This is a genomic window from Fibrobacter sp., from assembly GCF_017545445.1.
In the GTDB taxonomy this organism is placed as follows: domain Bacteria; phylum Fibrobacterota; class Fibrobacteria; order Fibrobacterales; family Fibrobacteraceae; genus Fibrobacter.
In genome coordinates this window covers 47,779-73,927 of record NZ_JAFWOM010000024.1, presented here as the reverse complement: position 1 = coordinate 73,927, position 26,149 = coordinate 47,779, and the positions used below count along the sequence as shown (strand labels likewise).

Below are 26,149 nucleotides of genomic sequence, written 5' to 3'. Positions count from 1 at the left end.
CGTTCCGCATTTAAAGTATATATATCTTTTTCGAGCAAAAAACCATACCTAAATTGAATTTTAAATAAATAATTCATCCATTTTGGAGTAATTACTACCGATCATCATCAAAAAAAACTTTTTATTGCTAAATGTACGTCATGCGGGCGGGGCCCCAGCTCAGAGTTGCGAAGGCCGCACGGGCCCCTCCCTGCACCCTCCCCATCCTTGGCCGACGCTTCCATTCTCCCGACGAATTACTGTACTTCCTCAAATTTTTTTCAACTTTTCCCGCTCATAACTTAAATGAGGCTGTAAATTTGACTTTTTTGCCACTTATAATTCTTCCATTTTGGAGTATTTACTACCGTTTTCGTTGGTTTTTGGGGAGGATTTTGAGCTCTTTCTCGCGATATTTGGCTACGGTTCGGCGTGCAACCTTGATTCCCTGCTTTAAAAGTTCGTCGCTGATGTCCTGGTCGGAAAGTGGACTTGACTTGTCTTCTTCATCGATGAGCGTCTTGATAGCATCCAGAATATGGGCGGCACTCAATTCTTCGGCATCCGGGGACGACCCCTGCTTGATACCGGTCGAAAAGAACTGCTTGAGTTCATAGAGACCGTAAGGAGTCTCGACGTATTTCTGGTCTGTCGCGCGCTGCACCGTGCTCACCGCCATGTGGACATCGTCGGCCACGTCCTGCAAAATCATGGGCTTGAGGAACGCTGGGCCGTTCTCAAAGAACCCGCGTTGGCGTTTGAGAATAGCGCGCATGACCAGTTCCATCGTCGAAAAACGGTTATCGACCGCCTTGATGAGGTCAGTCGCCTTGAGAAGCTGGGCCTTGACGTATTCCTTGTCTTGCTTTGAAGCAGACGGGTCCGTGAGAATCGCCTTGTACGTCTGGTTGATACGCAGAGACTTCTGCATTTTCGTCTTGAAGCAAACGACATCGAATTCGCCCTTCTTTTCGACAACCTTCAAATCCGCATTGATGATATGCGAATACGAACGCGACAGCTGGAACCCCGGATGCGGACGCAAGCGAGAAAGACTTGCAACCGCCGTCTTGACTTCGTCAGCAGAGACTTCGAGAGATTTCGCAATCTTTGCGTAGCGCAACTGCAAGAGGTTCTCGTATTCTTCCTCGAGAATGCGGATGGCAAGATCAGGAAAATTGGGAATCGCGTAAGCCTGTATCAAGAAACATTCACGCTGGTCGCGTGCGCCAATGCCCGTCGGCTTGAATGACTGCAATACGTGAATCGCTTCGCGCACCGGAAGAGTCGCCTTTTCTAGAGTCAATTCCTTGCGAAGAACGCGTTCAATTTCTTCAATGTAAGGGTCATCCGACTTGACAATCATGACATCCGCACCGTCGTGATTCACATCGCAAAGGAACCCGTCGTCATTGATGGAATTGATCAAGTAAAGAACGAGCTTGCGGAAATATTCCTCGCTGACACCGCACGCTTCGAGCTGATCCAGCAATTCGTGAGTGCCGTTCCAAAAACGGAGCTGATCTTCGAGCTGTTCCTGAAGACTCTTGCCCACATCCTTGATGGGGCGATCCCAATCCTCGTCAGGATCCTTGGAAGCCGAGTTCAAGTCGTTGAAAGGAGCGTCATCGTAAGACGTTCCGTCGCCCAAGTAACTGTCCCAGTTCACATCAGCCGCAGAATCCCCGTCAAGGTAGCTGCCATCGACTTCGGCAGTGTCATCCAAGGAGCCTTGCGCCATGTTTTCAATATCCTCAGGGAATTCCGTATCGGACTCGCTTGCACGCGGGTCGAGTTCTTCGGGGTCTTTATCAATTGGAACTTCCTGATCGTCAAAATCGCCGTCATCAACTTCCAAAAGCGGATTGACTTCGACTTCTTCCTTGATTGCCGTTTCCAGCTCCTGTGAAGTTTTCTGGAGCATCTTCACGGACTGGAGTAACGCAGGGGCAATAACCTGTTCCTGCGATTGTCCTATGTTCGCCTGCATCCCAAGATTCATAAAAGCTCCTAATCCAAACGGAAACTATCACCTAAATAAATACGACGTGCTTCAGGGTCTTCGGCAAGATGCCTCGAAGAGCCTTCGGTAAGCACCTGGCTCTTGTACATAATGTAAGCACGGTCAGTAATCGAAAGCGTTTCGCGCACGTTGTGGTCCGTAATGAGCACGCCCATGCCGCGGTCCTTGAGTTCCGAAATGATAGACTGAATGTCGGCTACGGCAATCGGGTCGATGCCCGCAAACGGTTCATCTAGCAAGAGGAATGAAGGGTCGCTCGCCAGTGCCCGTGCAATTTCAAGACGACGGCGTTCACCACCCGAGCAACTCATGGACTTCGTCTTGCGGATGTGCGTGATTTTAAATTCTTCGAGAAGCTGTTCCAGCTTCTTTTTACGCTCAGCTCGCTTCATGTCTTGCGTTTCGAGAATTGCCATGATGTTGTCTTCAACGGAGAGCTTGCGGAAGATGGACGCTTCTTGCGGCAAGTAACCCACGCCCAAGCGGGCGCGCTTGTACATCGGCTTGTCCGTCATCTCGATATCGTCCAAGAAGATGTGGCCTGCATCCGGGCGGACCATGCCCACAATCATGTAGAACGTGGTCGTCTTTCCGGCACCGTTCGGCCCCAAGAGTCCGACGATTTCACCCTGCGAAACCTGGATGGAAACATCGCTCACCACTTGGCGGTGACCATAAATTTTGCGCAGCTTGTCGGTGCGTATCGTGCTAACCAAATTTTTCACTGTGCGTCCTCCGTTTTCGCGGCTTCGTCCGCCTGCTTCGCCTTGTCTTTCCGGCGATTGAACAAGCCTTTAAAGTTATTTTTCATCAAAGAATTTTTAAACATCAAGGAATCCGTCACGGTCAAATGTCTTTTCGAATTCTTCCCTGCAAGAGAATCGAGTTTTGCAAGAGAATCCCTCTTTGCGTTTTCCTTGATGCGGTTTTCCTTTTCCAAATCAATGTAACGACCGCTCGCGTTTGTCGTCTTGCCCAAAAGCCTAAGCGACTTCACCGCGTTTTTCCTGGCATCGAACGAAATGTGGATTGTGTCGCCGGTCGCTTCGTTTTTCCCGGAAACGGTTCTATCCTTTTTGACATAAAAGTAAGTGCTCTGCGCCTTGCCCGAAACAATAGCCTTATCCATTCGACCTTTTTTAAAATACAAATCTAGACGGTTCCCATCCATAAGATTTCGATATTCCTTTAAATCCGTCTCGTAGAAAAATCCCTTCGCATTCAAGTTCACGTAAAGGCGTTCAATTTTTCCTTTTTTGAATTCGCAATAAAGCGTATCGCCAAAAGCTTCGGTCACGCTGCCGGGATTGCCGCGCTTCGGCTCTTCATTCTGGACACCGTGGGCATTGCGGATCACAAGAGCGGACTTGAGCATTTTCCCGGTTTCGTCAAGGACAAGGAAAATGGAATCACCCGTGAGGTGGTAGTTTTTCATATCGCATGTCGGATGGCCCTTCATGCTAAGCCAGTTGTTTTTGCGGTCAAAGTAACCGGTATCGCAAGTGACGACCAAATCTTTTTGCGTGAGTTTAACATCATCGAACGCTTGCGCAAATCCATTTTTCTTATCGAAAATCAGGGAGCGGGATTGAATCGTCACGGTATCAATTTTTCCGTTTTTCAACTTTTCGTACTGATAAAGGCGCGGCGACGAAGGAATCGAGACAATGTCTTCTTTGCGGTCGTACTTCAAATACTGGCCGGTCATGAGGTAATTGCCGGCGGAATCGCCTGCACTCACTTCGCCAGAAGCGATTGCAATTTCGCTTTTTCTTTGATAGGAACCGTTCCTTGCACGGATATAGCCGGACGGGTGCGTAAAGAGGAATCCGCCACCGCATTCTACGGTTTCGCTATTGCGGTTCCAGAAGGCTCGCTGAGTCTTGAAGGAAACGCTATCGTGAGCAAAGTGCACATTGCCGTACAACACAAGCGTACCGCGTTTGCGTGCCACTTCAAGGTTATCCGCATGGTACATAATCAGCGGTGACGACTGCGCAAACGCAAGAGTGGATGCGAGGAAGGTTACGACAACAAAGAGCAAGAGGGAGATTCTCCCTTTTGCGGGCAAGACAAAGTTGTTTGAAAAAGACCTTCTCATGGGTTCCCCGCATTGGGCTTTGCAAAGAGACCGTGAGGACGCATGAACGCATGCGGATGGGCAGATTTTTGACTTGTCGGAGCTGCCGTCGGAGTTGGATTTGCAGGACTCGACGAAGCGGATTGCGGCACTGGACGCGGCGCTGCGGATTGTGGAGTTGCAGAGCGCGGTGCAACAGGATTTTGCGCTGCAGGGCGAGACGGTTTTGCGGACTGAGACGACACCGCTTGCGAAGACGAAGAAGGCGGATTGTTGAGACGTTGCGCCTCTGCTTGTTTTTTATCTTCGTCCTTCATACGCTTAGCAGCATCTTGAAATATGCCTGTAACGTTCGAAAGGATTTTCCAGTTGTCGAGCTTGGCATCGCTTTCAAAGCCAACGCCTTGCAGCACGTCGCCATCTTCAGAAACTACACGCACATAGCTTGCCGTTTTGACCAAATTATCTTTTTTGTTCCAAAGTAACGAATCTGCACGGACAGATGCACCCTTGGGAGTCAACGCATACACATGGCCGTAGGCATACACATAAGTAAACTTCATGTCGAGGCTTCCGGAGTCCGCACGCAAGAATGCCACACGCTCCCCTACGGAATCGTAAATATCGACGAACACCGGACGCACGGTCACAATTTCCTTGTCTGCCCAACGTTCAAGATAGGCGGTTTTGAGACGCCAGTTGAGCACGCCCTTGTCGTAACTATCGAGAAGCGTCGTATCCGTAAAGAGCATCTGCGGACGTTCAACGCGAATCCATGGCTTAGGTTCTTCAATTTCTTCGCAGCCGAGCATGAAAACGGCACAAAGGGCACAGGCATAAATCCCGAAAAGCCGGGATGAGAAGCGGAAGGTTGATAACGGACGAACAACCTTAGCTGCAAGAACGTACTGCAAAAATCGTGCCATAATTACAAATTACAAATATAAAAGCACGTCATTTTGTGATTTTTCTGTTTTTTTGCCTTTTTTCCCGTATTATTTCATAAAATCAGAAAAAAAACAATCCACTATAACATTTCGTGTAACTTTCCTAGCAAGGCTTCCGCCTTCTTTATTCTACTTTATTCTCATTATTTGAACATCTTTGATCCAGAACGTTCTTTCGGATTTGCCCAAATTCAAATCCAAACGTGCAAACGGATCCGTTACATCGGGAGTAAACTCATATTCAATCAGGCGTTCCTTCGTATCGACCTTAACATGCTCTTGGAACCCATTGGTTTCGTAACGGGTGTAAGTACCCAAGCGAGCCGTAATTTGCCCTTCGACATTAGACTTGATGGTAAATTTAAACTTGTATGTAGCACCAGCGACAACAGCAATATTTTCATGGAGCAACTGTACGCTGTACGAATATTCGCCGCCCTTGGTCACATGAACCTTCATTCCGTACGACTTATCATCCTTAACAATAGATGTATCGGCAGCACCATTTAACTGCGTATGCAAAATCCAATCAAAACCACCTTCTTTAAAGTCTCCATTAGAAACAAGGTTTTTATTTTTCTTTCCACTAAGTTCTTCCCAAATATCATCCACGTAATTGCGAATATTTTTGCCAACCGCATTAGTGTATTCATACCGAAGAGCCTGAAAACTAGAAAGGAATCTTTCGTTCAATGCTTTCCAAAGTTCCTCATTTTCACTCTTGCTGAAATGGATAACTCCGTCTCCGCCCACTTTTGCAGAGTCCAATTTCAAGCCATCGACAAAACGATGTACGCGGAACGCAACGGACAAATTAACAACAGAATCTCGGACATCAATCTGCGAATAGTGATAGAGCAACGAGAACAACTGAATTTCGGAAAGTTCATAGACAAACGGTATTTTCTTGCCGTTCTTGTTGATGCGTCCATAAATAGATTTCTGCCCTCTTTTTTTATCAACTTCAAATGAAACACCTATTTCTTTCAGGCGCCCTTCTGTCTGCAAGTTGATATGTTCGAACGCGTCCTTAACAACTTCGCCATCCGTAAACGAAATGGGAAGCACCGCAGACAGGTCATCTTCGTAAGGCCAAAGAATAAGTCCTGATTCCAAATCGACGGACATGCCCGCATAGAAGCTACAATAAGAGCGAACCTCGGTCAGCGTGAGGCGGAACGTATCGATGACGATATTTTCATCCGTGGAAGCAGCCTTGGCAAGCGAAATCTGCTTTGCATCAGAATAATCTATCGAGAAATCAGCCGTAAGCCCGATGTTGTGAGCGACTTCCGGATTTCCAATTTCAATACCGGCCGTAGTGTCGGAGTCTGAACAGCCGACAGTCCACAACGCCACTAGCATGCAACCGATTATTGAATGTAAAGAACGCATCATACTCCCCGTGTTAGAGGGTACAGCTGGATGTTGATTTGTACAACTTCTTCTGCCTCACCCGCTTTTGCTGAGAAATCTAGTAGTTCTTTGCGCATGAGTTGCAAATGTTTTTTCAAATTGGGGAAATCTTCGCGTTTTATGCTAAAAGTCAATGCCGAAACGTCCCTTTGCGGGGCAGAAAGCTCCGAAAGCATGGTCGCCGAGAGCTTCAGCATTTGCAGATGGTACATTTTCACCATCAAATCTTGAACTTCGTCGTCGGTGGTAATCAAAGGGTCGCGTTGGCGGAAACCGTTCGCAGTCTTTACCAGGAGTCCTAGTTCGACCAACAGCTTGAGCGATTCGGTCACTTGCGCGGGAGTCACAAGGCCGCCGAGGCGTTTCGATATCCAGTCGGGAATCGGTCGGAATTCCTTGAGAGCGACCATTTCGAGAATTGCGGAGTGGTGCCATTCGCGGAAAATGCGGAACTGGGCCTTGTCCATCTTGTGCAATTTGGAACGCGGGCTGGCTTTCAAAAGCTGGGCGTAATAGACCTGCTTGTCCGCATCGGTTTGAGCCTGATTGAAAAAAACGAGACTTTCAAAATACGCTGCACGATGGCTTTCAAGTCCGAGACCGTGAATGAGCTTTACCACCGTATTCTTTGTAATGTTACGCTTGCCGTCAATAGTGAGTTTCAGATGGGCATGGCTCGAAAGCCCTGCCTTTTCTGCGAAGAAGCGGAGGCTGAACGCCGGGACCGTTTTCTTCTTGAACTCATAGTAGTCCCGCAAATACACACGGTAGTTGGTGTATTGCAGAACATCAGGTTCAACTATATGATTTTCTCCTGTTTCCATACTCTATAAAATAGAAGTGTTTTGGAGCAATATCAATAGGTAAAAAGACTTTCTCGTTTACCTAAGTAACCATTGCTAGACGAAAGACGAGAGACGAAAGACTAGAGGAATGGGATGTGAGCTATGGGAGCGCTAGCTACGCAAGCTTTGAGCTATGGGCAAAACCATCTGGATGGCAATTTTGATAATACAGCGTTTTTCATTCTGAACGGCATCGTTGAACGCGTCATCCTGAACGGCGAAAAGCCGTGAAGGATCCAGTTAAATCTTGTCATACGATGCAGAAATTGACGGGATCATTCGTCCCAAACGTAGATACGAGAAATAATGGTTGGGGTAGGCCCCAACCTCTTAGGTTCGGTTATATCCATGCAAGAGCATACAAAGCGAATGCCGCAAAAAATGCTTGCATTTTTTCCTCATAGAGGATAACTCAACTAGAGAACAGATGTTCTAAGTTTCGTATATATGGTTGAGCTGAAGTTGCAGACGCGAAGCGTCAACCATGGCTGCAACACTCACCTTTTGAGGTTGTCCTATCGCCAAATGCAATCCAAGAAATAATAGTTCCCCTCCGCAAGTGTAAAACAAGAAATAATGGTTTCCCTCCCTTCGGTCGAGAATGACGGCTTCGAGGATGACAGGCTCCAGGATGACTGATCCTCTAGATGACAATCCTAAAACCTAACCCCTAAAACCTATTACCTAATACAAAAAAACACCTCGGAACGTTCGTCCCGAGGCGTAACAACGCCTTTCAGCGTCATTAGGGTGTGTGGTTTAGGAGGACCTTTTAGGCCTTACCTTGCGGATGAGACCATAAACTTTTTGCGACCGTCAAAACTCTTGAGGATGTAAGCGCCTTGCGTGAATCCTGCGTCGGCAAGCGCTACCGCCGGAGTCTTTCCTCTGAGGTTCACCGAGCCGACCTGCTTGCCAGAAACGTTGAACACGCGGTACGTGGTAACGGTATTGGCATCAAACTTCATTCGCGGAACAATACCGTCCGGCTGCTTTTCGACCTTTCCGACAGAGAACCAATCGACATTCACGTTATTGCCCGTAATGGTCAAGCGGATTTCGTGTGTACCCTTGGTGAGCTTTGCCGTACCGGCTTCAAATTCCTTATAGACGCTCCAATCATCGCCCGTTTTTGTCACTTTTACGGTATCGCCCACGGCCTTGCCGTCAACCGAGAAGCAGAAGCCAGAGTTTTCTGCACCCGAAGAGGCGTAAGCGACAATCGGATAATCGCCATCTTCCGGCACATCGACGGTGTATTCCAGCCATTCGCCAGCATTCGTGTAGCCAATCGCCATGCCCGTTCCGCCAAGCACAATGTCAACGCCATCTTCTGTGCGGAATTCCGCATCGCCCTGGTTTGCGGCATCGTCGTCGCTGTAAGCCCTGCGACCACCGAGGTCAAACTTTTCAGCTTCAATCTTTGCCGGGAGCTTGACCGCGACACTGTCATACGGAACCTGCGTCACTGTCGCCATGCCACTGCCGAGGAAACCCCATTCGGTAAAGCCCATCGTGGAGTCCTTGGAACCCTTGAACACGAGGAACAACTGATCGACAACGCCGGACAAATCGCTCACTTCGCATTCCGTTTCTTCGTAAGATTTCCAACCGCTCGTTTTAGGCAATTCGCAAGTACCGGCGAGCTTGCCCGTCACAGAGCCGCTACGGATTTCAATCTTGTTGCCTGCATCGACGCTTGCTGCTGTCACGACAAACTTTTCGGCACCTTTGCCAAAGTTCACGCCGCTCACGCGAATCCAAGATTCCTTGGAGGCAAGCGGAGTAAGCACATGAACAACAGGCTGCCCCTTGGTGTAATCGGTACGGCTGCGGACGTTACGTTGCTTGGAACTCGTGAGCGCCTTGTAAGTCTGGTACGGATCAAAGTCATCAATCTGAGCCGGGCCTGCATCCGTGAACTTCACGACATTCATCTTGTCGCCATTCCACGTGAGTTCGTCAATCGACACACTTCTGTGGTTACCCGTCGTCGTAGGCGTCTGACCGTTGGTGAGCTTCGGCTTTTCAGATGCCATCACCAAGCGGCGGTCATGATAAACGGCATACCATTTGTCCTTGAACTTTGCAAAACCGTGATGGTTGTTACCGCCCTTGCCGTTAATTTTCGAGGGGTTCTCGATAACGGTTCCCACATAGGAATAAGGCCCCTTGATGTTCTTGGAAGTCGCATAGCTAATATTTTGGCTTTGGTCGTTATAGCTCAAGTAGTAAATGCCATTGCGTTTGTGCAAGTAAGATGCTTCGAAAGAGCGGTTTGCGCCTTGAAGAGCCGTCTTGGAACCCACATTGAGTTCGACCTTGTCATAAGAGAGCTTGCTGAATTCGAACAAGTCAAAGTTGTTGCCGTAGCCACGGCTGCCCCCGCTACCACCGCCGAACGTCATATAAGACTTGCCGTCTTCGTCAATAAAGATAGCCGGGTCAAAGCACCACGAAATGCCGTCGCAACCGGTAACGCCACCGCCGCCGACAAGGAGCTTGCCCACCGGATCGTGATACGGACCGGCCACATCCTTAGCAGATACAATGCCAACGCCGCTCGCACCGTTTGGATAAATTAAGTAAAACACGCCATCCACAACAGCGATGCCGGGTGCCCAAATGTTTTTAATGTAAGAGACTTCGCGATCATGACTCAGCACCATGCCATGGTCCGTCCAGTTCTTCATATCTTTAGAACTGAGGATGTAAAGAGAGCGGATTGTATAGTCATTCTCACCCGTGTTCGGGCTTTCATCATCCGTATCCGTAAGGATAAAGAACTCGTCTTCCGTTGCAAAAGCAGCGGGGTCAGCAAGATAATGATAACTAGAAAGCGGGTTATCGGCCAAAACGGGGGCCGCAAAACCAAGACCAAAAACGGTCGCCAAAGCCGTCTGCTTTAAACTCATACACATCCCATACTGTTGTCCTTGCAAGATTGCAAGAATCTCCATGATGTAATTTACATCACATTTCTAGGAATGCTAAACTTTGGCGAATTTTTATCATTGACATTTTGGTAATGACGGGGCAGTAGTTTGAGGTTTGAAACAAAGCAATAATTTCAGAGAGAAAACAGAAACACCACAGCAGAGCTGAGGTGTTTTGTTATGTAGTTTTGGAATTGAGATTTTTTAGATAGCCGCAGGAACGACGATTACTGTTTATCTTGCGACAGAGGTCATGAAGGTCTTGCGGCCATCGACGCTCTTGAGCATATAAACGCCCTTGGTGAAGCCAGCATCAGAGAGTGCTGCACCGGACTTCTTGCCCGTGAGATCCACCGTGCCCAAGAGCTTTCCGCCAACGTTATACACGCGGTAAACCTTGGAACTCGAAGCCGCGAATTTCACAGTCGGCTTAAGAGCATCGGTCTTGACATCACCAAGGGAGAACCAATCGACGTTTACGTTGTCGCCAGTAATCACGAGACGAATCACGTGCGTGCCCTTGGTAAGCTTGGCCTTGCCGCCGTCAAATTCCTTATAAACGCTCCAGTCCTCGCCGGTCTGCGGAACCGTAATGGTATCGCCAATCGGAGTCTTGCCGTCGAGCACAAAGCAGAAGCTTGCAGATTCAGCACCCGTCGAAGCAGAGGCCTTAATCGCGTAATCGCCATCTTCCGGGACATCGACCGTGTATTCAAGCCATTCGCCAGAAGCGGTGTAACCAATCGCCATGCCCGTGCCGCCCTCGACAATATCGACACCCAAGTCTTCGCGGAACTTGGCATCGCCTTGATTTTCGGAATCGTTGTCGCTATAAGAATCCACATCGCCGCCGCGACCTGTTCCCGGAATATCATACTTTTCAGCTTCAATCTTGGCCGGGAGCTTCACCGCCACGCTATCGTAAGGAACCTGCGGAGTCGGCGGAGTCGTGCCGCTACCTTCGAAGCCCCAAGCCTTGATAGCCATCGTGGAATCTTTAGAACCCTTGAACACGAAGAACAACTGTTCGACAATGCCCTTGAGGCCTTCGACTTCGCAGGAGTTATCGGCGAAAGTGTTCTTGCTGCCGGTATTCTTGAGCGTGCAAGTGCCTGCGAGCGTACCCGTTGCAGAGCCCGTGCGGATTTCAATCTTGTTGCCGTCATCGGTGCTAGCAGCCTGAACCGTCAAACCCGTTGCAGCCGTACCGAAATCCACGCCCGAGACGCGGATCCAGGATTCCTTCGTCGAAAGCGGGAGCAACAGATGTTCAGCAACCTTGCCAGGAGTCCAGTTCGAACGGCTGCGGATGCCCTTCTGCTTGGAACTCGTCAAAGCCGGGTACCAGTCGTACGGATCAAAATTTTCGATTTGCTTCGGACCTTCCCTCGTGAAAGTCAGCTGCTTCATCGTGCCATCCGCATTGTAGGTAAATTCATCGACACTTACGCTACGATGGTATGCCGGGTTCGGATTCGGCCTTCCATCTTCAGCGGGAATTTTTTCCAAGCCGTCATAACCGTTTGCGATGCGGCGGTCATGGTAAGCAACGTACCAGTGGCCCTTGAATTCTGCAATACCATGGTGGTTGTTGTTATTGGCGTTAATATTTTGTCCATTGATGCTCGGGTTCCCCATGAAAATGCCCTTGTATTCGTAAGGACCCATCGGGTTCTTGGACATACCGTAGGCAATACGCAAATCAGCCGTACTATAAGAGAGGTAGTAATTGCCCTTGTACTTGTGGATGTAAGAGGCTTCCATCGCCTTCGGACCACCAATTTTCAGGTGCGTCTTGGTTCTTACATCGTAGCCCTTCATATCCTTGTCAAGCTTATAGATATTGAAGATATCACTGTTGTTGTCGTTGGCCGGACGAGAATCGCTGCTACCGCCACCAAACGTGAAATAGCCCGTGCCATCATCATCGAAGAATATTGCCGGATCAAAGCACCAACCGATGCCATCGCAATCCGAAATAGCGCCACCGCCCCAGCCAATAAGTCTCTTGCCTCCAGCCAGAGGGTTCGTCCACGGCCCTGCAATGCTGTCGGCACCAATCATGACAATGCCGCCACCGCCGCCATCCGGGAACACGATGTACAACCTGCCGTCATTCGGGTTCACGGCAATACCAGAAGCCCAAATGGCACCAATTCCATCGACTTTGCGGGCATCGTAAATGATACCGAAGTCGGTCCAGTTTTTCATGTCCTTGGTACGGAATCCATAAAGTGCCTTAATTTCGTAGCCATTGGCATTCGCAGGGGCCGGGTCATCCGAGTCGGTAATGACATAGAAGTACGTATCATCAGCAGCGGCACCCGGGTCCGCCAAATAGTGATAACTCGAAATAGGGTTATCCGCCAGCACGCCTGCACCCAAGCCCGCAAGCAACCCAAACATCGTTACGCTCTTAAGTAGTCTCATTGTTCACTCCTTAGGACCGACACACACCGTGAGTCCATCTCTTTTCCATAAAACTATTTTCAGGCATGCGAAAAAGCCACCGCACCGCCATATCTATTATGGATAAAAAGTCAATGAATTAGAGGAGTGGTTAGTGGGATGGAGAAAGAGGGTGAGAGGTCTTCTTGAAACAAGGTTTTTATTCTGTTGTCTGTTAAAACAACAGAAAATACGAGAAGCATATCACTTTTGCCTTGATAATAAATTACCTTTAGTAACAGTTGTAAAAAAGGAGTAGGAATGGATACCTATTTTGGGTCATTTTTTCGTTTTTTGTTGATTCTAGCTTGTTTTGCCTGGTCTAACGAGCCCTTCCGAGTAGAAGTAAAGGACGAACAACCTAATAACAACGACATTCTGGGCCTGCGAATGCGCATCATCAACAATTCAGGCCAGCAGTATAACAATGTACAAGTCAAGTACTACCTGAAAAAACAGCCAACTGACAATCTTGTTCTAGACGAATACTACTTGGAAGGATTGTCTGCGCAATTGGAACAAATAGACAATACGACAGCAGTTCTAAATGTCGGAATTCAGATTCTCGGCCAAGGCACCATCCCAAATGCCGACGGAATCAGCGTCGGGATTCGTCGTTCAGGTTGGGGATCACTCCATAAGGAAAACCAACCCGAATACCCCAGTAGCGAATTCACGGAAGCAATAACTTACGAAGTTTACGCAGGAGACAACATAATTGCAGGGACCCTATCGTCCGCTGAAGCACCAGATGACATTCTGAAACTTCGATTTATTGGCGTACGACCCGAAACAGCCGATACCACATCTACTTGGGTTCAACTCCAAAACTACGGCAATGAGCCGATTTCCTTGAACGGCGTAAAAATCAAGGACGCCTCAGGTGAAACACATTCCCTCAGCAATTTGACAATTGGTGCAAAAGCCTCATTGCGAGTGTGCAACGGCCCTGTTTCGAGCTGCACCAACGACAGCGTTGTAACGAGTATCTCGGGACTTTTCTTCGGGAAGGTCGGCGAATTCGTTCTATACCAAGATTCCATGCCGTTGGACTACATTGTCTGGGGCGCTCGTGGCAATTTTGCAGATTCACTTCAAGTCGAAAACAGAACTATTGACCCAGAACAATTCTTCAACACATCGGAAGGACCTGTCATAGGACCTGTTTCCATCTATCGCAAGGGCGATTTCTTCCGAGCAGTCATCCCTAATGGCAGCGATTCTATCGTCAGTTGGAATAAGTTCCGCGAAAATATGATTGACATTCCGACTTCTCAGTGGCCTTTCGCCGAACCACTCGTTCTTAGCGACGGGAGTTCCGTTTTCAAACGCGATGGAGAAGAAACTGTGTTGGCCTGGATTCCTGCAGCTGGAGCCAAATCTTATGAAGTCACCGTTTTGAACGCAAGCGATGCAAGTGTAGTTTATCACGGTTTTACAGGAAAAACAAAATTACAGTTGCCGTTGCCCGCAGGAGAATACAAGTGGTTGGTGATTCCAATTGAGGTTGACGAACTGACTCTTTCGCAAAGACCTGTTGATTTCATTGTACCATGGGAAAATATTCCTTCAGAATTTTATTGCAAATACAAGGTGTTCGTGCTTGCTCCATCTGCTAAACCGGAATATGACCTAGAAGTCGATCCTCTCGCGGCACGAAAGGACTCTTACATGCTTGACCTCAAATGGGGTGAACACATTTTTGACGCCGAGTGGGATAAACCGCACAACACTTCGGGGTATGTGGATCAGTTTGGCAACCGCAGATTCAATGATCCAAAACATCGTTATCACGATGGAGCAGAAGGCTGGCGGTGCTGGGCCGTTGCCATCGCAGAATTGAATCATAAATATGGAGGAAACCTGACGCAGGATGAAATAATATATCACTATACGTCTCAAATAAAATTTCCCGAAGATCCAATACTAAACGCATTTCCACATGGAGATGAAGGGTCTGGCTTTTTTAACCAGGTAGTCCGTTGGGCTTTAAACACCGAAGATGTAGAAAATTTCGGTTGGAAATACAATCCAGATGATGAAGACAACAGATTTACTTTCGGCGGATGGGAATTATCCGATAGTGTACTCCTTGCAGCTTTACGTGACGGATATCCAGTCATAATATGGGAAGATAGCCACATCATGCTAATTGATGCAGCCATAAAAGTTAGTGGAGAACCTTATGGCTTTGAAGGCGTGGAGGGATACGTTTATCGTTTCCATAATATCGATAACGACGGAACTATATCATGGAGAACATTCTACCCTTCTCCTAAAACATTCGAATTTTACGTTTTAAGAAAACCAAGCGAAATTAACAGATCCGTAAGAATGTCGGAACTTTACGAAGATAAAAATGGAAACGGTCTCATGGATCAAGATGAAATTAAAGACGCCGATCAAGATGGACTTATAGATTTTGATGAATATTATCGGTTTGGTACATATCATTATAATTGGGACCACGATACGAACAAAGACGGGAAACTTGACTTTGATGAATACTGTCGATTTGCAGCAGCAAGTAAGGATTACAATAAAGATTATGATCAAGATGGTATTTGGGATAAAACAGAAATCATTTCATATACGATTCGTGAAAAGTATCCAGAACCGACACCCTATAATGATTTTGGCGTGAGCAAAGAAGTTTTTGCCGATATCGATGGCGATGGGTTACGAGCCGAAAAAGATTTCGATTCCGATGGTGACGGTAAAAACGATGGAGCCGAAGATGTCAATCACAATGGTAAAAAAGACAACAATGAAACTGATGTTTACGTCAAAGACAACAATCAAACAGTACCACCAAATGTCGCAAGCGTGACACTGTATGCCCGATCCGAATTAAATTATAACGATGGAGTCATCTGCTACAACGAAAATACGCCAACTGGATTCTGCAATATCGCTTCAGCCGCCGAAGAAATCAATGGAGATTTTGCTGCTAAAGTGGGAGCCCGCGCTACTGTTGGCGATATATATTCAAAAGGAAATGTATTCCTTCGCAGCAACACCCGTGTGAAGGGTGGCATCTATCTTGCAGAACCATCTAATGTAAACAACATTTACATGCAAAACGGGTCAACAATAGATGGTGGAATTTCACAGTTGTCAGAAAATAATTGGAATGCAAAATTCATGCCACCAGATTATGATTTAGCAGATTACACTATTCAATCTAATTATGAGTTTGTAGCTCAATCAGGTTATATTTATGAACTAAGGCCTGGCTACTATTCTTCTGTGAAAGTCGAAGGTAATGCTAAAATTAAGATTCTACCAGGAACATATTACATCGGATCCATCCAATTGGATTCTCGATCAAACGTTGAATTTATGGAACCAGGTCAAGAAACCGTTATGCATGTGAACGGGAATTTCACATGGCGAGCCACTACGGACAACAAAGCAGCAGAATACAGCATCATTGCTCAAGGTTTCAAGTTAATTCAGCACGCCCATGGACAAAGAATGTATATTGACAACATGGTGGCTGGAAATATTGTCGCCCCGTATTCGGATGTTGTTGTGGCTCAAGCGAGGAAATTATTCTACGGAACAATCTTCGCAAAATCAATCTCCGTTCACCAATATGCCAAGTTTTATCATGTTGACTTCAATCCAATTCCAAACAGCCTAGTATTAAGCATGAGTAATTTATGAATAAAATCATTTTAGTATTTTTTGCACTTCTTTGCGCATCTGTTCAAATTCATGCCCAAGAATGCGAGGTTATTCCTTACAAAACTCTTGACATGATGTATCCTGCGATGCAAATCGATTTGTTTAAAGGACGTGGGCTCGACTTGTCAAAAGTGTCAATGCTTGAACCCTCGGTGAAAAATCTCAGTTCGAATCGGGCTTATAAAGCCTATATAGCCCCTTCGGATTCGACGATTATGGTATTTCTTTTCGATAATCAAATTTCATTTTTTCAAATTTGTTCTTCGAAAACGGAATGCGATAATTTGGCGGGCCAACTTTACATAGAGGACATCATTATCGAAGAGTTCAACCGATTACAGCCAGCCGGCGTTTTCCAAGGGGCAGCAACAGAAGCAGACTCGACGATTCGCGACATAGTGCAGAAAATAAAAAATATGTATGGAGGCACCCTCCCGCCTGATGGCAAGTTTCCTTTTTACAGTTCTATCTATACCATGATTAAAAACTCTAGTGGAGAATACACGGAATATGCAGGCAAAACAAATCCTGTTTCTACACTCTGCATCTATGATAAAACAGGAAATCGTTACAATGTCTGTAGTCTTATCGACACAGTCCGCCAATGCGGTGCTGATCTTCTAAAAATTTCTCCAACAGCCCTGAAATCACCCGTACATCAGATGACTACACTAGGAACAAAGTTCCGTGCGTTTGACATGAATGGCAACTTCATCCGTAGTGGCAAATGGCACGAGAACTCAGCAAATGAATTCCATTCCCCGACAATCGTGCGTTTTGAAAATGGGTTTACAACTCGATTGAATTTTCCCCAAAGACATTGACTCTTTTGTTCTTAGTCATGCACTAAGAAAGACTCCTCGTTCGAGGAGTCTTTCTTGGATGGGTGTGTATGAGAATTAACGAGTAGTGCGGACCTTCGCAATCATGCCATTGTTACGGTTACGGATCACGCTGATTCCCTGCACCTTCTGCATTTGAGCGTTTTCACGCCAAAGTTTTTTAGCTTCGGCCATGCTGCGAGCCGTAAAGCTTGCCACCTTCTTGCCAGTCAAATCAAACACATCGAAGGTTCCAGCAGAATTGGCGTTCATGCGGAAACTCTGACGGATTCCCGTCTGATCATCCGGATCCTTGGCATCCTTGCCCTCGACAAACTGAATGTAGTCAATGTCCATCCAGTCGCCGGTCACGGTAAAGCGGAGGATATGTTCGCCAGCTGTGAGCTTCACATTCGCATTTACCTTGCCGTAATCATCAAAGTTGTCTTCGCCTTCGTTCTTCGGGACCGCGATTTCTTCGGTGATGTCCTTGTCGTCGATGGAAAGCTTGAAGCTGCCGCTCGTACCGCCAGATGCGACTGCGGCAAACATCGTGTAATCGCCTTCCTTTTCGACATTCACTGTGTATTCGAGCCATTCGCCAGCTTGGTTGTAACCGACGATATAGCCCGTTGCCTTCTTGTAAATATCGACACCAGTGCCTTCGCGGTAGCTCTTGCCGTCATTGCTTTCGGCACCATGGTCTTCGGAATCGTTTTCGCTGTAAGACTTGATTTCGCTGCCACGGCCAGAACCCGGTTCATCAAAGTTTTCCATTTCGATCTTGCCCGGAATTGCCCATGCCTTGCCGCCAAACGGTTTCTGCGGTTCAGGCGGAGTCGTGCCGCTCCCTTCGAAGCCCCACGCCTTGACAGCCATGGTAGAATCCTTGTCGCCCTTGAAGACGAGGAACAACTGCTTTACAATGCCCTTGAGTCCTTCCACTTCGCACTTGGTTTCGGCGTAAACAGTCTTGCTGCCAGTATTCTTGAGCGTGCAAGTGCCTGCCAAAGTACCCGTTGCAGAACCGGTGCGAATTTCAATCTTGTTGTTGTCTGCTGCACTTGCGGCTTCTACCGTGAAGCCCGTTGCCGCCGTGCCAAAGTCAACGCCCGAAACGCGGAGCCAAGATTCCTTGCTCGAAAGCGGGAGCAACACATGTTCAGCCTTCTTGCCCTGAACAAAGTTGGAACGGCTGCGCACACCCTTCTGCTTGGAACTCGTGAGAGCCGGATACCAATCGTACGGGTCAAAGTTTTCAATCTGTTCCGGACCTTCGTTGGTGCAAACTACTTGCTTGATGGTTCCGTCAGCATTGTAGAACATTTCATCTACAGAAACGCTACGGTGGTAACCTTCGTTCGGGTTCGGCTTGCCGTCATCAGCCGGGATGACTTCCAAACCGTTATGGCCCTTCGCGATACGGCGGTCATGATAAACAACGTAAGAATGGCCCTTGAATTCGGCAATACCATGGTGGTTGTTGTTACCGTTGATGCTACGACCGTTCATGCTCGGATCGCCGAGAATCGTGCCCTTCCAAGTGTAGGGACCCATCGGATTGTCAGAGACACCGTAGTCAATTGTCGGAGCGCCCTGCTGCCAACCGGTACTGTAAGAGAAGTAGTAAGTGCCCTTGTGCTTATGGATGTAAGAAGCTTCAAGCATCTTGCGAGTCGGCAAGTTGTTCACCTTCACGTGAGAGCCGTTGCCCACCGGAGCGTTCTTGGCATCGTTCAACTTCACAATATCAAAGTTGTCTGTATTCGGACGGCTATTGCTTTCGCCACCACCCCACGTCACGTAGGTCGTGCCGTCGTCATCGATAAAGATACCCGGGTCAAAGCACCAGGACACGCCATCGCAGCCGATAATGCCGCGGCCGCCCACCAGCTTATCCTTGCCCTGGCCCACAGCGTTTTCCCACGGGCCATCAATGCCGGGAGCCTTGATATAACCGATACCGCCGCCACCGCCATCCGGGAACACGATATAGAACGTGCCATCGTGAACAGCGATACCAGACGCCCAAATAGCGCCGATACCGTTCACCTTGCGGGCATCATAAATGATGCCGAAGTCGGTCCAATTCTGCATATCCTTGCTACGGAAACCATAAAGAGCAAAAATCTCGTATGATCCGGAATTGTACGGAGCCGGGTCATCGGAGTCCGTGATGATGTAGAAATATTCATCATCAGCTGCGGCACCGGGGTCCGCCAAGTAATGGTAAGTGGAAATCGGGTTATCTGCAAACGCGCCTACTCCAAAGCCCGCAAGCATTCCAAACATCGTTATGTTCTTAAGCAGTTTCATGAACACTCCTTAGGATCGACCATACACCAGTCCATCTCTTTTCTTTAAAACTATTTCCAAAAACACCAAACAACCCCAAAGCCGCCAAAGGATTTATGGATAAAAAGTCAATGGGGTATGAGTGGTTAGTGATTTGTGGCTAGTAGTTAGGAGGTGTCATCCTGAGCGGAGCCCATAGGTGCGTAGTCGAAGGATCTTGTGCAATAGCAGAAAGTGATTAGAGGCTATGAACAATAAGCGGAGAGGTCATCCTGGCCTAGTGCCGGTCTGTTATTACCACCGCAAATGAAAAAAACTGACCCCGGAATCCGGGGTGACAATCATGCAGGCGAAACCTGTCACCCTGGAGCCTATAGAGTTGCGAAGCCATTAATGCCGTTGCTCTTCGAGCTTAGGCCTGTCGGCTCAGTAATGGGTCTGCAAGCAGCCCCGCTACATTCGCCTTTTAAGCCTTTAGCCCCGGCCTCCGAGCCGGGGGATAGGGTCCACAGCGGTATAAAATTACATGCACGAAAAGCCCCGGAATACCCGGGGCGCTTTCGCATCATAATGAAAAGCACCTGTCAAAAGCAGCGATGAAAACAGTCGTCAATTGTGCGTTTTCGGCACGATGACGACACACATACTGTCATCATCATTGCTGCAACTCAACAGAGTCCCCTGCAAATCAACAGGATAGACGTTCACCGAAGGCTTTTGGTACTTTTTTCTTTGTACGTCCACGCTAGATTGTCGCATAGAAATTTGCAATGAGGAAATTAATCTATAGGACCTTTATAGTCTTTTGGACTTCCTTCCAGCAAACTTGTTTGGTGTTCCATTTCCACAATATCCATTTGCGGAGCGACATATTCTTTCTTTTGTTCGGTTTCAAGTTGTATGTTGTTCATAATAAATAGTGGTTAGTGATTAGTGGTTGGTGGTTAGGGTTTATAGGAGTGAGGTCGAAGGCTCCACCATGATATTCATGGACCCTATCAGTCGCCTTACGGCTCACTCCAGGGTGACAACAATCGGATTCATCATTCTTGCGTAGGCGAGAATCTTCGGCGAAGCCGTTCTCTCCGCTCTCTACTTCTTCAGTACTTTCTTTCCGTAGTAGGCACCTCTTGCCTTGATCTTGGCGTTGACCTTGCGGCCCTTGAGATCGTAGTCGCGGCGCATCTTGAACTCGCCGGTGCTGCGGGTGAGCGTCCCGATGACGGTGCGGTGTTCCTCGTTGTTACCGCCACGGCTCACGATGACCACGTCAATGTTGTCAGGTAGCGATGCGATTTCAGAACCAGCAACGCTGTTCGCCTTGGCAGGCTTTGCGGCAGAGAATGCATTCTTCGAAGATTTCACAAACTGTGCCGGCGGATCACTGCTAACCGGGTCAAAGACCATGTAGGCACGCAACGGCTGTGCAGATGCTCCAGCACCAAGTCTCACGAACTGGCCGACATATTCGGCAGCATCCTGGACCTTCGCGGCGAAGCCCCAAACGTTGCCGTCCTTGGTTTCTTCGGCGTCAAAGACCTTCTTCTCGGTCGTGCCACGGAACACCCAGTCGCCTACGCGGGCTTGGGCTTTGTCTGGCGTCACCTCAAGCGTAACACCGCCTACATAATCAAATCCAATCTGAGAATTTTCCATCTGCACCATGTACGGAGTATAAGCTATCATGTCGCCCGGGAAGTTGGCCTTGTCGGTATTGCAATGGTCATAGTTATCGCCCTTGCCCGCCGCTTCGGCTTCCTTCCTGATATTTTCTTGGACTTTTTCGTCGCACCATATATAGCTCATGCCGACATCACCGTTTTTAGTCATGCCCGTAAACTCGATGACGGATTTCACACCCGTGAGGGCTGCCGCGTTGAAGTCGAACGGAAGCACGATAGTCGAGAAACCTTGTCCGTTGGTGGAGAATTCACGGTTGAGTTCAACGTTATCGACAGTTATCGCTTCGGTGATTTTCAAGGCTTCATCGCCACTATAGGCACCTTCAATGGTCGCATGCAGCTTGCCGTCATCAGCCTTCGCGATGGAAACGGCTCCGAAATCAACCTTCACAAGCGATACCGTTAAGTCTAGACCAGATAAACTAGTTCCCTGAGTTCTGTTTCTTGACTGGAAACGAATCGTCAGTTTATTACCAGAACTGCGGATTGTTCCAACTTCAATACCATTGCGGGCATGCTCTTCATCAAACAGTTTCTCGGCTTCAGAATCACCATCGTAGATGTAAAAATAGGCATAGGTATAACACGCTGTTCCTGTCACTTGTAGCAGATATCCTTCTGGAGCATTCAGCACAAGGTAGCCTTCTGCTTGTACGTTGTAATTTTCGTCCTTACCACCATCATCATAAACCTTGAAGGACTTCACATTTTCAGGAATGTCAACAGTCTTCGTTCCTATCTCAGGCATGTTCACATAAAGTCCCCCCTCGCCGTCTTCCGTAAGAACGTTAACATCCCAAAATGGAGTCACGACAACGTCATAATTAGGCATTGTGAAAGTCGCCTTTCCATCGGTAAGTTCCACTTTCGACGAATAGCTATTATTATTCTTTTTTGCAACTCTGAGTTTTGTAAGCCCATGACGGTCTGCCGGAGTAATCGTAAGGGAGACAGTCTGCCCTACTGCGGCGCGTTCCTTGTCTGTCGTCACCGTGCCACCAGCGACACTAATTATTTCCACGTCATATATTTGATTCCAAAGCGACGTTACAGAAACATTGGACGCGGGCATCGTGAACGTTGCACTAGTCTTATCGTCGGAAAGCGTCACGGTCACGGGATTTTCATCAACATCCTTAACGTCGAGGGATGAGAACAAATAGTTGTCATCCGGCTCTATTGTCAACGTTACAGTCTCGCCATACGTCGCTTTTTTCTTGTCCGTTTTAACCCCGCCACCAATAACACTTACGCTATAGTTTATTTTTTCCCAATACGGAGTCACGACAACATTAGCCTCAGGCATCGTAAACATAGCCTTTCCGTCGGAAACTACTAATTCCACCGTTTCATCAGTGGCACGATTAAAAAGATCAAGTTTTTGAAGCACATAACCTTTATCTGAAGAAACAGTCAGAGTAACGGTTTCGTCCTTCGAGGCTATCGCCTTGTCCGCTGCGACTGTACCACCAGTATAGTTGGGGGTTTCTACACTATGCGCCCAAGACGGGGTCACGGTGACATCGGAGGCAGGCATCGTGTAATTAGCCTCTCCATCGGATATAATAACCACGGCTACATCATTGCCTGTCGCATCCTCCTTGACTTCAAGACCTGCAAATACATAATCAGGATCCGGTGAAATAAGCAAAATGACGTTTTGCCCTTCCGAGGCATTAGCATAGCCCGTCAGTATCTTGCCTCCCGGTACAGATACGATATTGATTTTCGGAATACGTACAAATGTCGGAGTAACCGTGACACCACCGCTACGCGGCATGTTAAACGTAAAGGTTCCGTTAGCCAATTCAGTAGTAGGAACAACATTACCACCAGCATCCGTAACAACCAAGCTCGACAAAGCGTACCCATCCTCAGGATTTGGGGTCAAGGTGACTTTTTCGCCTGCTTCAGCAACATTTTTGTCCGTCGTCACAGAGCCATTTTCTGCTTTGGAAATCGATATTCCCTGTAGGATTTCCACCTTGAGGTCAAGACCTGCTGCTGATTCAAAATTATACGCCACGAAATATAACGTCACAATGTTCTTAGAAGAAACAATTGTCCCTATGTCTGTCATTTCAGCTGCCGAAGTAGGGCTATATTTTTGATTTAGCAACGCCGTAGTACCTTTCTTTCCATTATAGATTGTCAAGCGTGCGTGGCTTTCGTTCGTTTGTACAAAACCTGTTATCCGAAATCTTTCTCCCTTAGCCGGAGCTGTCAACTGGAGATAACTTTCTCCTGGATGGCTATAGTCGCCATCTTTGCCCCCATCGTCATACACCTTAAACGAAACGGTTCCTTCGGGAATATCAATAGTTTGTTGTACTGTTTGACTATAAGTGTATGATGGCATATTCAGATAAAAACCGTTTTCGGCAGTTACATTATTCGAAAACACAGGATAAACGTTCGTATTCATATCGGGCATGACAAACTTGGCTGTACCAGAAAGCCAATCAACATTGACATCGACATTCATCTTATACCCGGCATCATCTTTTAACGTGACTTCTTTAAGAAAATATCCAGTGTTCGGTGTCGCTGACAATGTAATCGTATCTCTATAATAAGCAGAACTCTTGTTACTTACAGCACTGCCGCCACTGACAGATTTAACAGAGACACTCCGAGGAGGAATGACTGTCACAGAAAAATCAAAACCAGCCATTTCTGCAAGACCCGAGCTTCTTTTTTCCAAATAAATCATTATGGAGTTGCCAGAGCTTAGACGATCAAACGCTCTTGCATTTTCAACATTATCCCAGACGTATGAAAATTTAGTATCATCAGAAGTTCCGCCATCATATATATATATGTAGCTATTGGATTTCTCCAACCAAGCAAACCCATTCACATAAAGCTTATTGCTTTCTGATGTAGTCAAAGTAAGGCGAGAATATCCATAAGAGTAATTACCATCTTTGCCCCCATCGTCATACACCTTGAAGGTTGTTACATTCGAGGGAATAGCAAGGGTATCTGGGTCATTACTGTCTTTAGAAATATTTATAAACCTGTCGCCTGTATATGGATCAATCGAAAGTGTTACTTGCCTTGCCCACGCCGCATTCACGGCGAAAAACGCGAACAGGACAAATAGGAAAAACACATGAAAACTCTTTTTCATGTTAAGCATCCTTTGTTATGTGTGGAATTTATGTTATGGAAATTTTTAGTAGGCCTGCAGCCTACTGCACAACAGTGCAGCCCCCCCCCCCGCAATTTCCGTGCCAATTAATTCGTTCGCAACGAACGCGCTCGGCACACTACAGGGTATGGGAAAAAGCATAAACATATAATAATGTTACAAAACAAATAAAACCTTGTCAATTTAAATTTTCGCATAAAGTGGAGCAAAAAGTGCCTTTTTTCGCAGAAAATGGGATGTTTTGTCGTTTTGTAAAATTTAGTTTACGTAATTAAAAAGATGAAAATGTGGGGAACGTCACAAATTCGGGGATGACGAAGTGAACCATAATGGATTCTATCGGCTTCGCCTCCAGAATGACAGACCCCAGAAAAACCTTTAAGGCGAACACTGCGACAAAGAACTCGTTCTTTGGCATAGCTGAGCCGTAGGTTTTGCATTAATGCAATAAATCCGAGGTGACATGTTAAAACAATGCCGGGGTGACAAATGCAGGGGAAAACGCAGTGGATTCTATCGCGGCGGCTTCGCCTTGCTCCAGAATGACACTGAGGCGAAAGCCGCGACTCCACAGCCTAAAACTTATTTTGCTGAGAACGTAGCTTGCGAATCACGCAATTCAAGCACTTTTTCCATGGAGAGGTGCGAGTACTTGACGATTTCCTCGATAGGCTTGTTGTCTGCAAGCATGTCGAGAGCCATTTCTGTATTACGATTGTCACAACCTTTTTCATAACCGTCGTCATAGCTTTCGGCGACTGCCGCACGGCACACATTGATGTAGTCAGTCATATTCGCCTGCCTGATTAAGAGTTCTTCGCTTGCCGTCCCGCATTCAATACGCCTGAGGGCATCTTCGATGGCGGGATTGCCGAATTTAATCGACGACCTTGACGATCCGGCGTTCTTCAAGATGTAAAGCCAACGGTCTTCATCGCTTTCGAGTTCTTCGAACTTCTTGTCGAACTTCGTGAGGTCAATAATAATATACTTATTTTCCAATGAAATCGGAGCACAATCAACCTTCCCGACGTTGGATTTATTGTAGAGAGCGACTTCGTCACGGTATATACCTTTGCCCATGAAATCAACGGGATGGTCCATAATCCAGATGGAATAAATTTCGGGCAGCTTGTAACGGAACTTTTCCTTTTCCGCGTCAGGAAGATCGTGGAAGCCGATTTCCTTGTTGTAATCATTCTTTGCCCGCAACAGCAAGAACGCGTTGTAAATCATCATGCGCGGGATGTATTCCTTCAATTTAACCTGTTGCATTTCCACGTCGATGCGCTTTCCGACCTTGGTGTGGGCGCCGATGTCAAACTTGACACCGTAAGGTTCCGGCAAGCGAAAGTTTTCTTCCTGCTGAATCTTGTAAGTCAACGACTGGATTGCATCATCCCCTTCAAGATGCATGATTCCGTTCAAGAAGTTCACGAGCGAATCTTCGCTGTCCAAGAGCGCCTTGAACGCAGGGTCGCATCTAGGGTCGAGGTACATCAGCCCCTCGAACTTCTTGCGTACACTTTCGATGTCGTTCTTTACTGTTTCCGGGTCAAAGACGAATTCTTCATCCGTAATCATTGCAAAATCTCCATTAAGTTGTGTTTTTGGGGAGTCCCTTTTGAGGGTTCCTACTGTATTAACACGCTTTTTTGGAGATTTTGGACCAAAAATTGATGCGATTGTTTTGTAAAAAAAAATTTAGTGGTTAGTGGTTGGGAATGCTGAAAGAAAATGTGTAAGCAGCCCCGGTACTAAAGCCGGGGTGACAAAACCCAAAGCAGAAATATGCAAAAGATTCTCGCCTTCGCGAGGATGACGATGCAGGAA

17 protein-coding genes are annotated in these 26,149 nt (G+C 47.2%); 3 read left to right on the top strand and 14 right to left on the bottom strand.

All coding sequences use genetic code 11. The annotated features are described in order from the left end of the window. Positions 1 to 343: 343 nt before the first annotated feature. From rpoN to IKG78_RS02880, 6 genes are all read right to left on the bottom strand, one after another. Entirely contained in the window at positions 344 to 1,981 is a 1,638-nt protein-coding gene (gene rpoN / locus IKG78_RS02905; RefSeq protein ID WP_290938993.1) for an RNA polymerase factor sigma-54, read from the bottom strand. Positions 1,982 to 1,989: 8 nt separating this feature from the next. Further along, positions 1,990 to 2,727 carry an LPS export ABC transporter ATP-binding protein gene (lptB, locus tag IKG78_RS02900; protein WP_366074640.1) on the bottom strand — a complete coding sequence of 246 codons (738 nt, stop codon included), beginning with the start codon at positions 2,725 to 2,727 and terminating at the stop codon, positions 1,990 to 1,992. After that, the gene (locus IKG78_RS02895; RefSeq protein ID WP_290938991.1) at positions 2,724 to 4,103 is read right to left on the bottom strand and encodes a hypothetical protein; all 1,380 of its coding nucleotides are present in this window, start codon (positions 4,101 to 4,103) and stop codon (positions 2,724 to 2,726) included. The genes lptB and IKG78_RS02895 overlap by 4 nt, the downstream gene beginning before the upstream one ends. Continuing rightward, a complete protein-coding gene (gene lptC / locus IKG78_RS02890) occupies positions 4,100 to 5,008 on the bottom strand; it encodes an LPS export ABC transporter periplasmic protein LptC (protein WP_290938988.1) in 909 nt (302 codons plus the stop codon). Before lptC ends, IKG78_RS02895 begins: the two co-directional genes overlap by 4 nt. 150 nt (positions 5,009 to 5,158) lie before the next feature. After that, on the bottom strand, positions 5,159 to 6,427 hold the full coding sequence (locus IKG78_RS02885; RefSeq protein ID WP_290938985.1) for a carbohydrate binding domain-containing protein: 1,269 nt from the start codon (positions 6,425 to 6,427) through the stop codon (positions 5,159 to 5,161). Then, positions 6,424 to 7,269: a TIGR02147 family protein gene (locus IKG78_RS02880; RefSeq protein ID WP_290938982.1), complete on the bottom strand. Its 846-nt coding sequence runs from the start codon at positions 7,267 to 7,269 to the stop codon at positions 6,424 to 6,426. The genes IKG78_RS02885 and IKG78_RS02880 overlap by 4 nt, the downstream gene beginning before the upstream one ends. A gap of 123 nt (positions 7,270 to 7,392) precedes the next feature. Here IKG78_RS02880 and IKG78_RS02875 point away from each other — a divergent pair, with 123 nt between their 5' ends. Continuing rightward, positions 7,393 to 7,521, top strand: coding sequence for a hypothetical protein (locus IKG78_RS02875; protein ID WP_290938977.1), 129 nt, complete (start codon positions 7,393 to 7,395; stop codon positions 7,519 to 7,521). Positions 7,522 to 8,069: 548 nt separating this feature from the next. Here the strand turns inward: IKG78_RS02875 and IKG78_RS02870 are convergent. After that, positions 8,070 to 10,205: a family 43 glycosylhydrolase gene (locus tag IKG78_RS02870; RefSeq protein ID WP_290938975.1), complete on the bottom strand. Its 2,136-nt coding sequence runs from the start codon at positions 10,203 to 10,205 to the stop codon at positions 8,070 to 8,072. A gap of 255 nt (positions 10,206 to 10,460) precedes the next feature. Beyond that, a complete protein-coding gene (locus tag IKG78_RS02865) occupies positions 10,461 to 12,656 on the bottom strand; it encodes a carbohydrate-binding protein (RefSeq protein WP_290938972.1) in 2,196 nt (731 codons plus the stop codon). Between the two features lie 279 nt (positions 12,657 to 12,935). Here IKG78_RS02865 and IKG78_RS02860 point away from each other — a divergent pair, with 279 nt between their 5' ends. Together IKG78_RS02860 and IKG78_RS02855 are read left to right on the top strand one after the other, a co-directional pair. Continuing rightward, entirely contained in the window at positions 12,936 to 16,343 is a 3,408-nt protein-coding gene (locus tag IKG78_RS02860; protein WP_290938969.1) for a hypothetical protein, read from the top strand. Continuing rightward, positions 16,340 to 17,188 carry a hypothetical protein gene (locus IKG78_RS02855; RefSeq protein WP_290938966.1) on the top strand — a complete coding sequence of 283 codons (849 nt, stop codon included), beginning with the start codon at positions 16,340 to 16,342 and terminating at the stop codon, positions 17,186 to 17,188. The genes IKG78_RS02860 and IKG78_RS02855 overlap by 4 nt, the downstream gene beginning before the upstream one ends. Before the next feature lie 75 nt (positions 17,189 to 17,263). On the opposite strand, the gene IKG78_RS02850 is transcribed toward IKG78_RS02855, so the two are convergent. The 6 genes from IKG78_RS02850 to IKG78_RS02825 all read right to left on the bottom strand — a co-directional run bounded on the left by IKG78_RS02850 (position 17,264) and on the right by IKG78_RS02825 (position 25,900). Beyond that, positions 17,264 to 19,501 (bottom strand): carbohydrate-binding protein, encoded by a 2,238-nt coding sequence (locus tag IKG78_RS02850; RefSeq protein ID WP_290938963.1) that lies wholly within the window; start codon positions 19,499 to 19,501, stop codon positions 17,264 to 17,266. 588 nt (positions 19,502 to 20,089) lie between these two features. Beyond that, positions 20,090 to 20,239: a hypothetical protein gene (locus IKG78_RS02845; RefSeq protein WP_290938960.1), complete on the bottom strand. Its 150-nt coding sequence runs from the start codon at positions 20,237 to 20,239 to the stop codon at positions 20,090 to 20,092. A gap of 20 nt (positions 20,240 to 20,259) precedes the next feature. After that, positions 20,260 to 20,391: a hypothetical protein gene (locus tag IKG78_RS02840; RefSeq protein ID WP_290938957.1), complete on the bottom strand. Its 132-nt coding sequence runs from the start codon at positions 20,389 to 20,391 to the stop codon at positions 20,260 to 20,262. 181 nt (positions 20,392 to 20,572) lie between these two features. Beyond that, the gene (locus tag IKG78_RS02835; RefSeq protein WP_290938954.1) at positions 20,573 to 24,295 is read right to left on the bottom strand and encodes a hypothetical protein; all 3,723 of its coding nucleotides are present in this window, start codon (positions 24,293 to 24,295) and stop codon (positions 20,573 to 20,575) included. 292 nt (positions 24,296 to 24,587) lie between these two features. Continuing rightward, complete coding sequence (locus IKG78_RS02830; RefSeq protein ID WP_290938951.1) at positions 24,588 to 24,734, bottom strand: hypothetical protein; 147 nt, start codon at positions 24,732 to 24,734, stop codon at positions 24,588 to 24,590. Between the two features lie 164 nt (positions 24,735 to 24,898). Further along, complete coding sequence (locus IKG78_RS02825; protein ID WP_290938948.1) at positions 24,899 to 25,900, bottom strand: PD-(D/E)XK nuclease family transposase; 1,002 nt, start codon at positions 25,898 to 25,900, stop codon at positions 24,899 to 24,901. Between the last annotated feature and the right edge of the window lie 249 nt (positions 25,901 to 26,149).

Coding starts and splice junctions, on each gene's coding strand:
- rpoN (WP_290938993.1), bottom strand. CDS start 1,981: ATGAATCTTGGGATGCAGGCGAACATAGGACAATCGCAGGAACAGGTT.
- IKG78_RS02895 (WP_290938991.1), bottom strand. CDS start 4,103: ATGAGAAGGTCTTTTTCAAACAACTTTGTCTTGCCCGCAAAAGGGAGA.
- lptC (WP_290938988.1), bottom strand. CDS start 5,008: ATGGCACGATTTTTGCAGTACGTTCTTGCAGCTAAGGTTGTTCGTCCG.
- IKG78_RS02885 (WP_290938985.1), bottom strand. CDS start 6,427: ATGATGCGTTCTTTACATTCAATAATCGGTTGCATGCTAGTGGCGTTG.
- IKG78_RS02880 (WP_290938982.1), bottom strand. CDS start 7,269: ATGGAAACAGGAGAAAATCATATAGTTGAACCTGATGTTCTGCAATAC.
- IKG78_RS02875 (WP_290938977.1), top strand. CDS start 7,393: ATGGGAGCGCTAGCTACGCAAGCTTTGAGCTATGGGCAAAACCATCTG.
- IKG78_RS02870 (WP_290938975.1), bottom strand. CDS start 10,205: ATGAGTTTAAAGCAGACGGCTTTGGCGACCGTTTTTGGTCTTGGTTTT.
- IKG78_RS02865 (WP_290938972.1), bottom strand. CDS start 12,656: ATGAGACTACTTAAGAGCGTAACGATGTTTGGGTTGCTTGCGGGCTTG.
- IKG78_RS02860 (WP_290938969.1), top strand. CDS start 12,936: ATGGATACCTATTTTGGGTCATTTTTTCGTTTTTTGTTGATTCTAGCT.
- IKG78_RS02855 (WP_290938966.1), top strand. CDS start 16,340: ATGAATAAAATCATTTTAGTATTTTTTGCACTTCTTTGCGCATCTGTT.
- IKG78_RS02850 (WP_290938963.1), bottom strand. CDS start 19,501: ATGAAACTGCTTAAGAACATAACGATGTTTGGAATGCTTGCGGGCTTT.
- IKG78_RS02845 (WP_290938960.1), bottom strand. CDS start 20,239: ATGCGACAATCTAGCGTGGACGTACAAAGAAAAAAGTACCAAAAGCCT.
- IKG78_RS02840 (WP_290938957.1), bottom strand. CDS start 20,391: ATGAACAACATACAACTTGAAACCGAACAAAAGAAAGAATATGTCGCT.
- IKG78_RS02835 (WP_290938954.1), bottom strand. CDS start 24,295: ATGAAAAAGAGTTTTCATGTGTTTTTCCTATTTGTCCTGTTCGCGTTT.
- IKG78_RS02830 (WP_290938951.1), bottom strand. CDS start 24,734: ATGCCAAAGAACGAGTTCTTTGTCGCAGTGTTCGCCTTAAAGGTTTTT.
- IKG78_RS02825 (WP_290938948.1), bottom strand. CDS start 25,900: ATGATTACGGATGAAGAATTCGTCTTTGACCCGGAAACAGTAAAGAAC.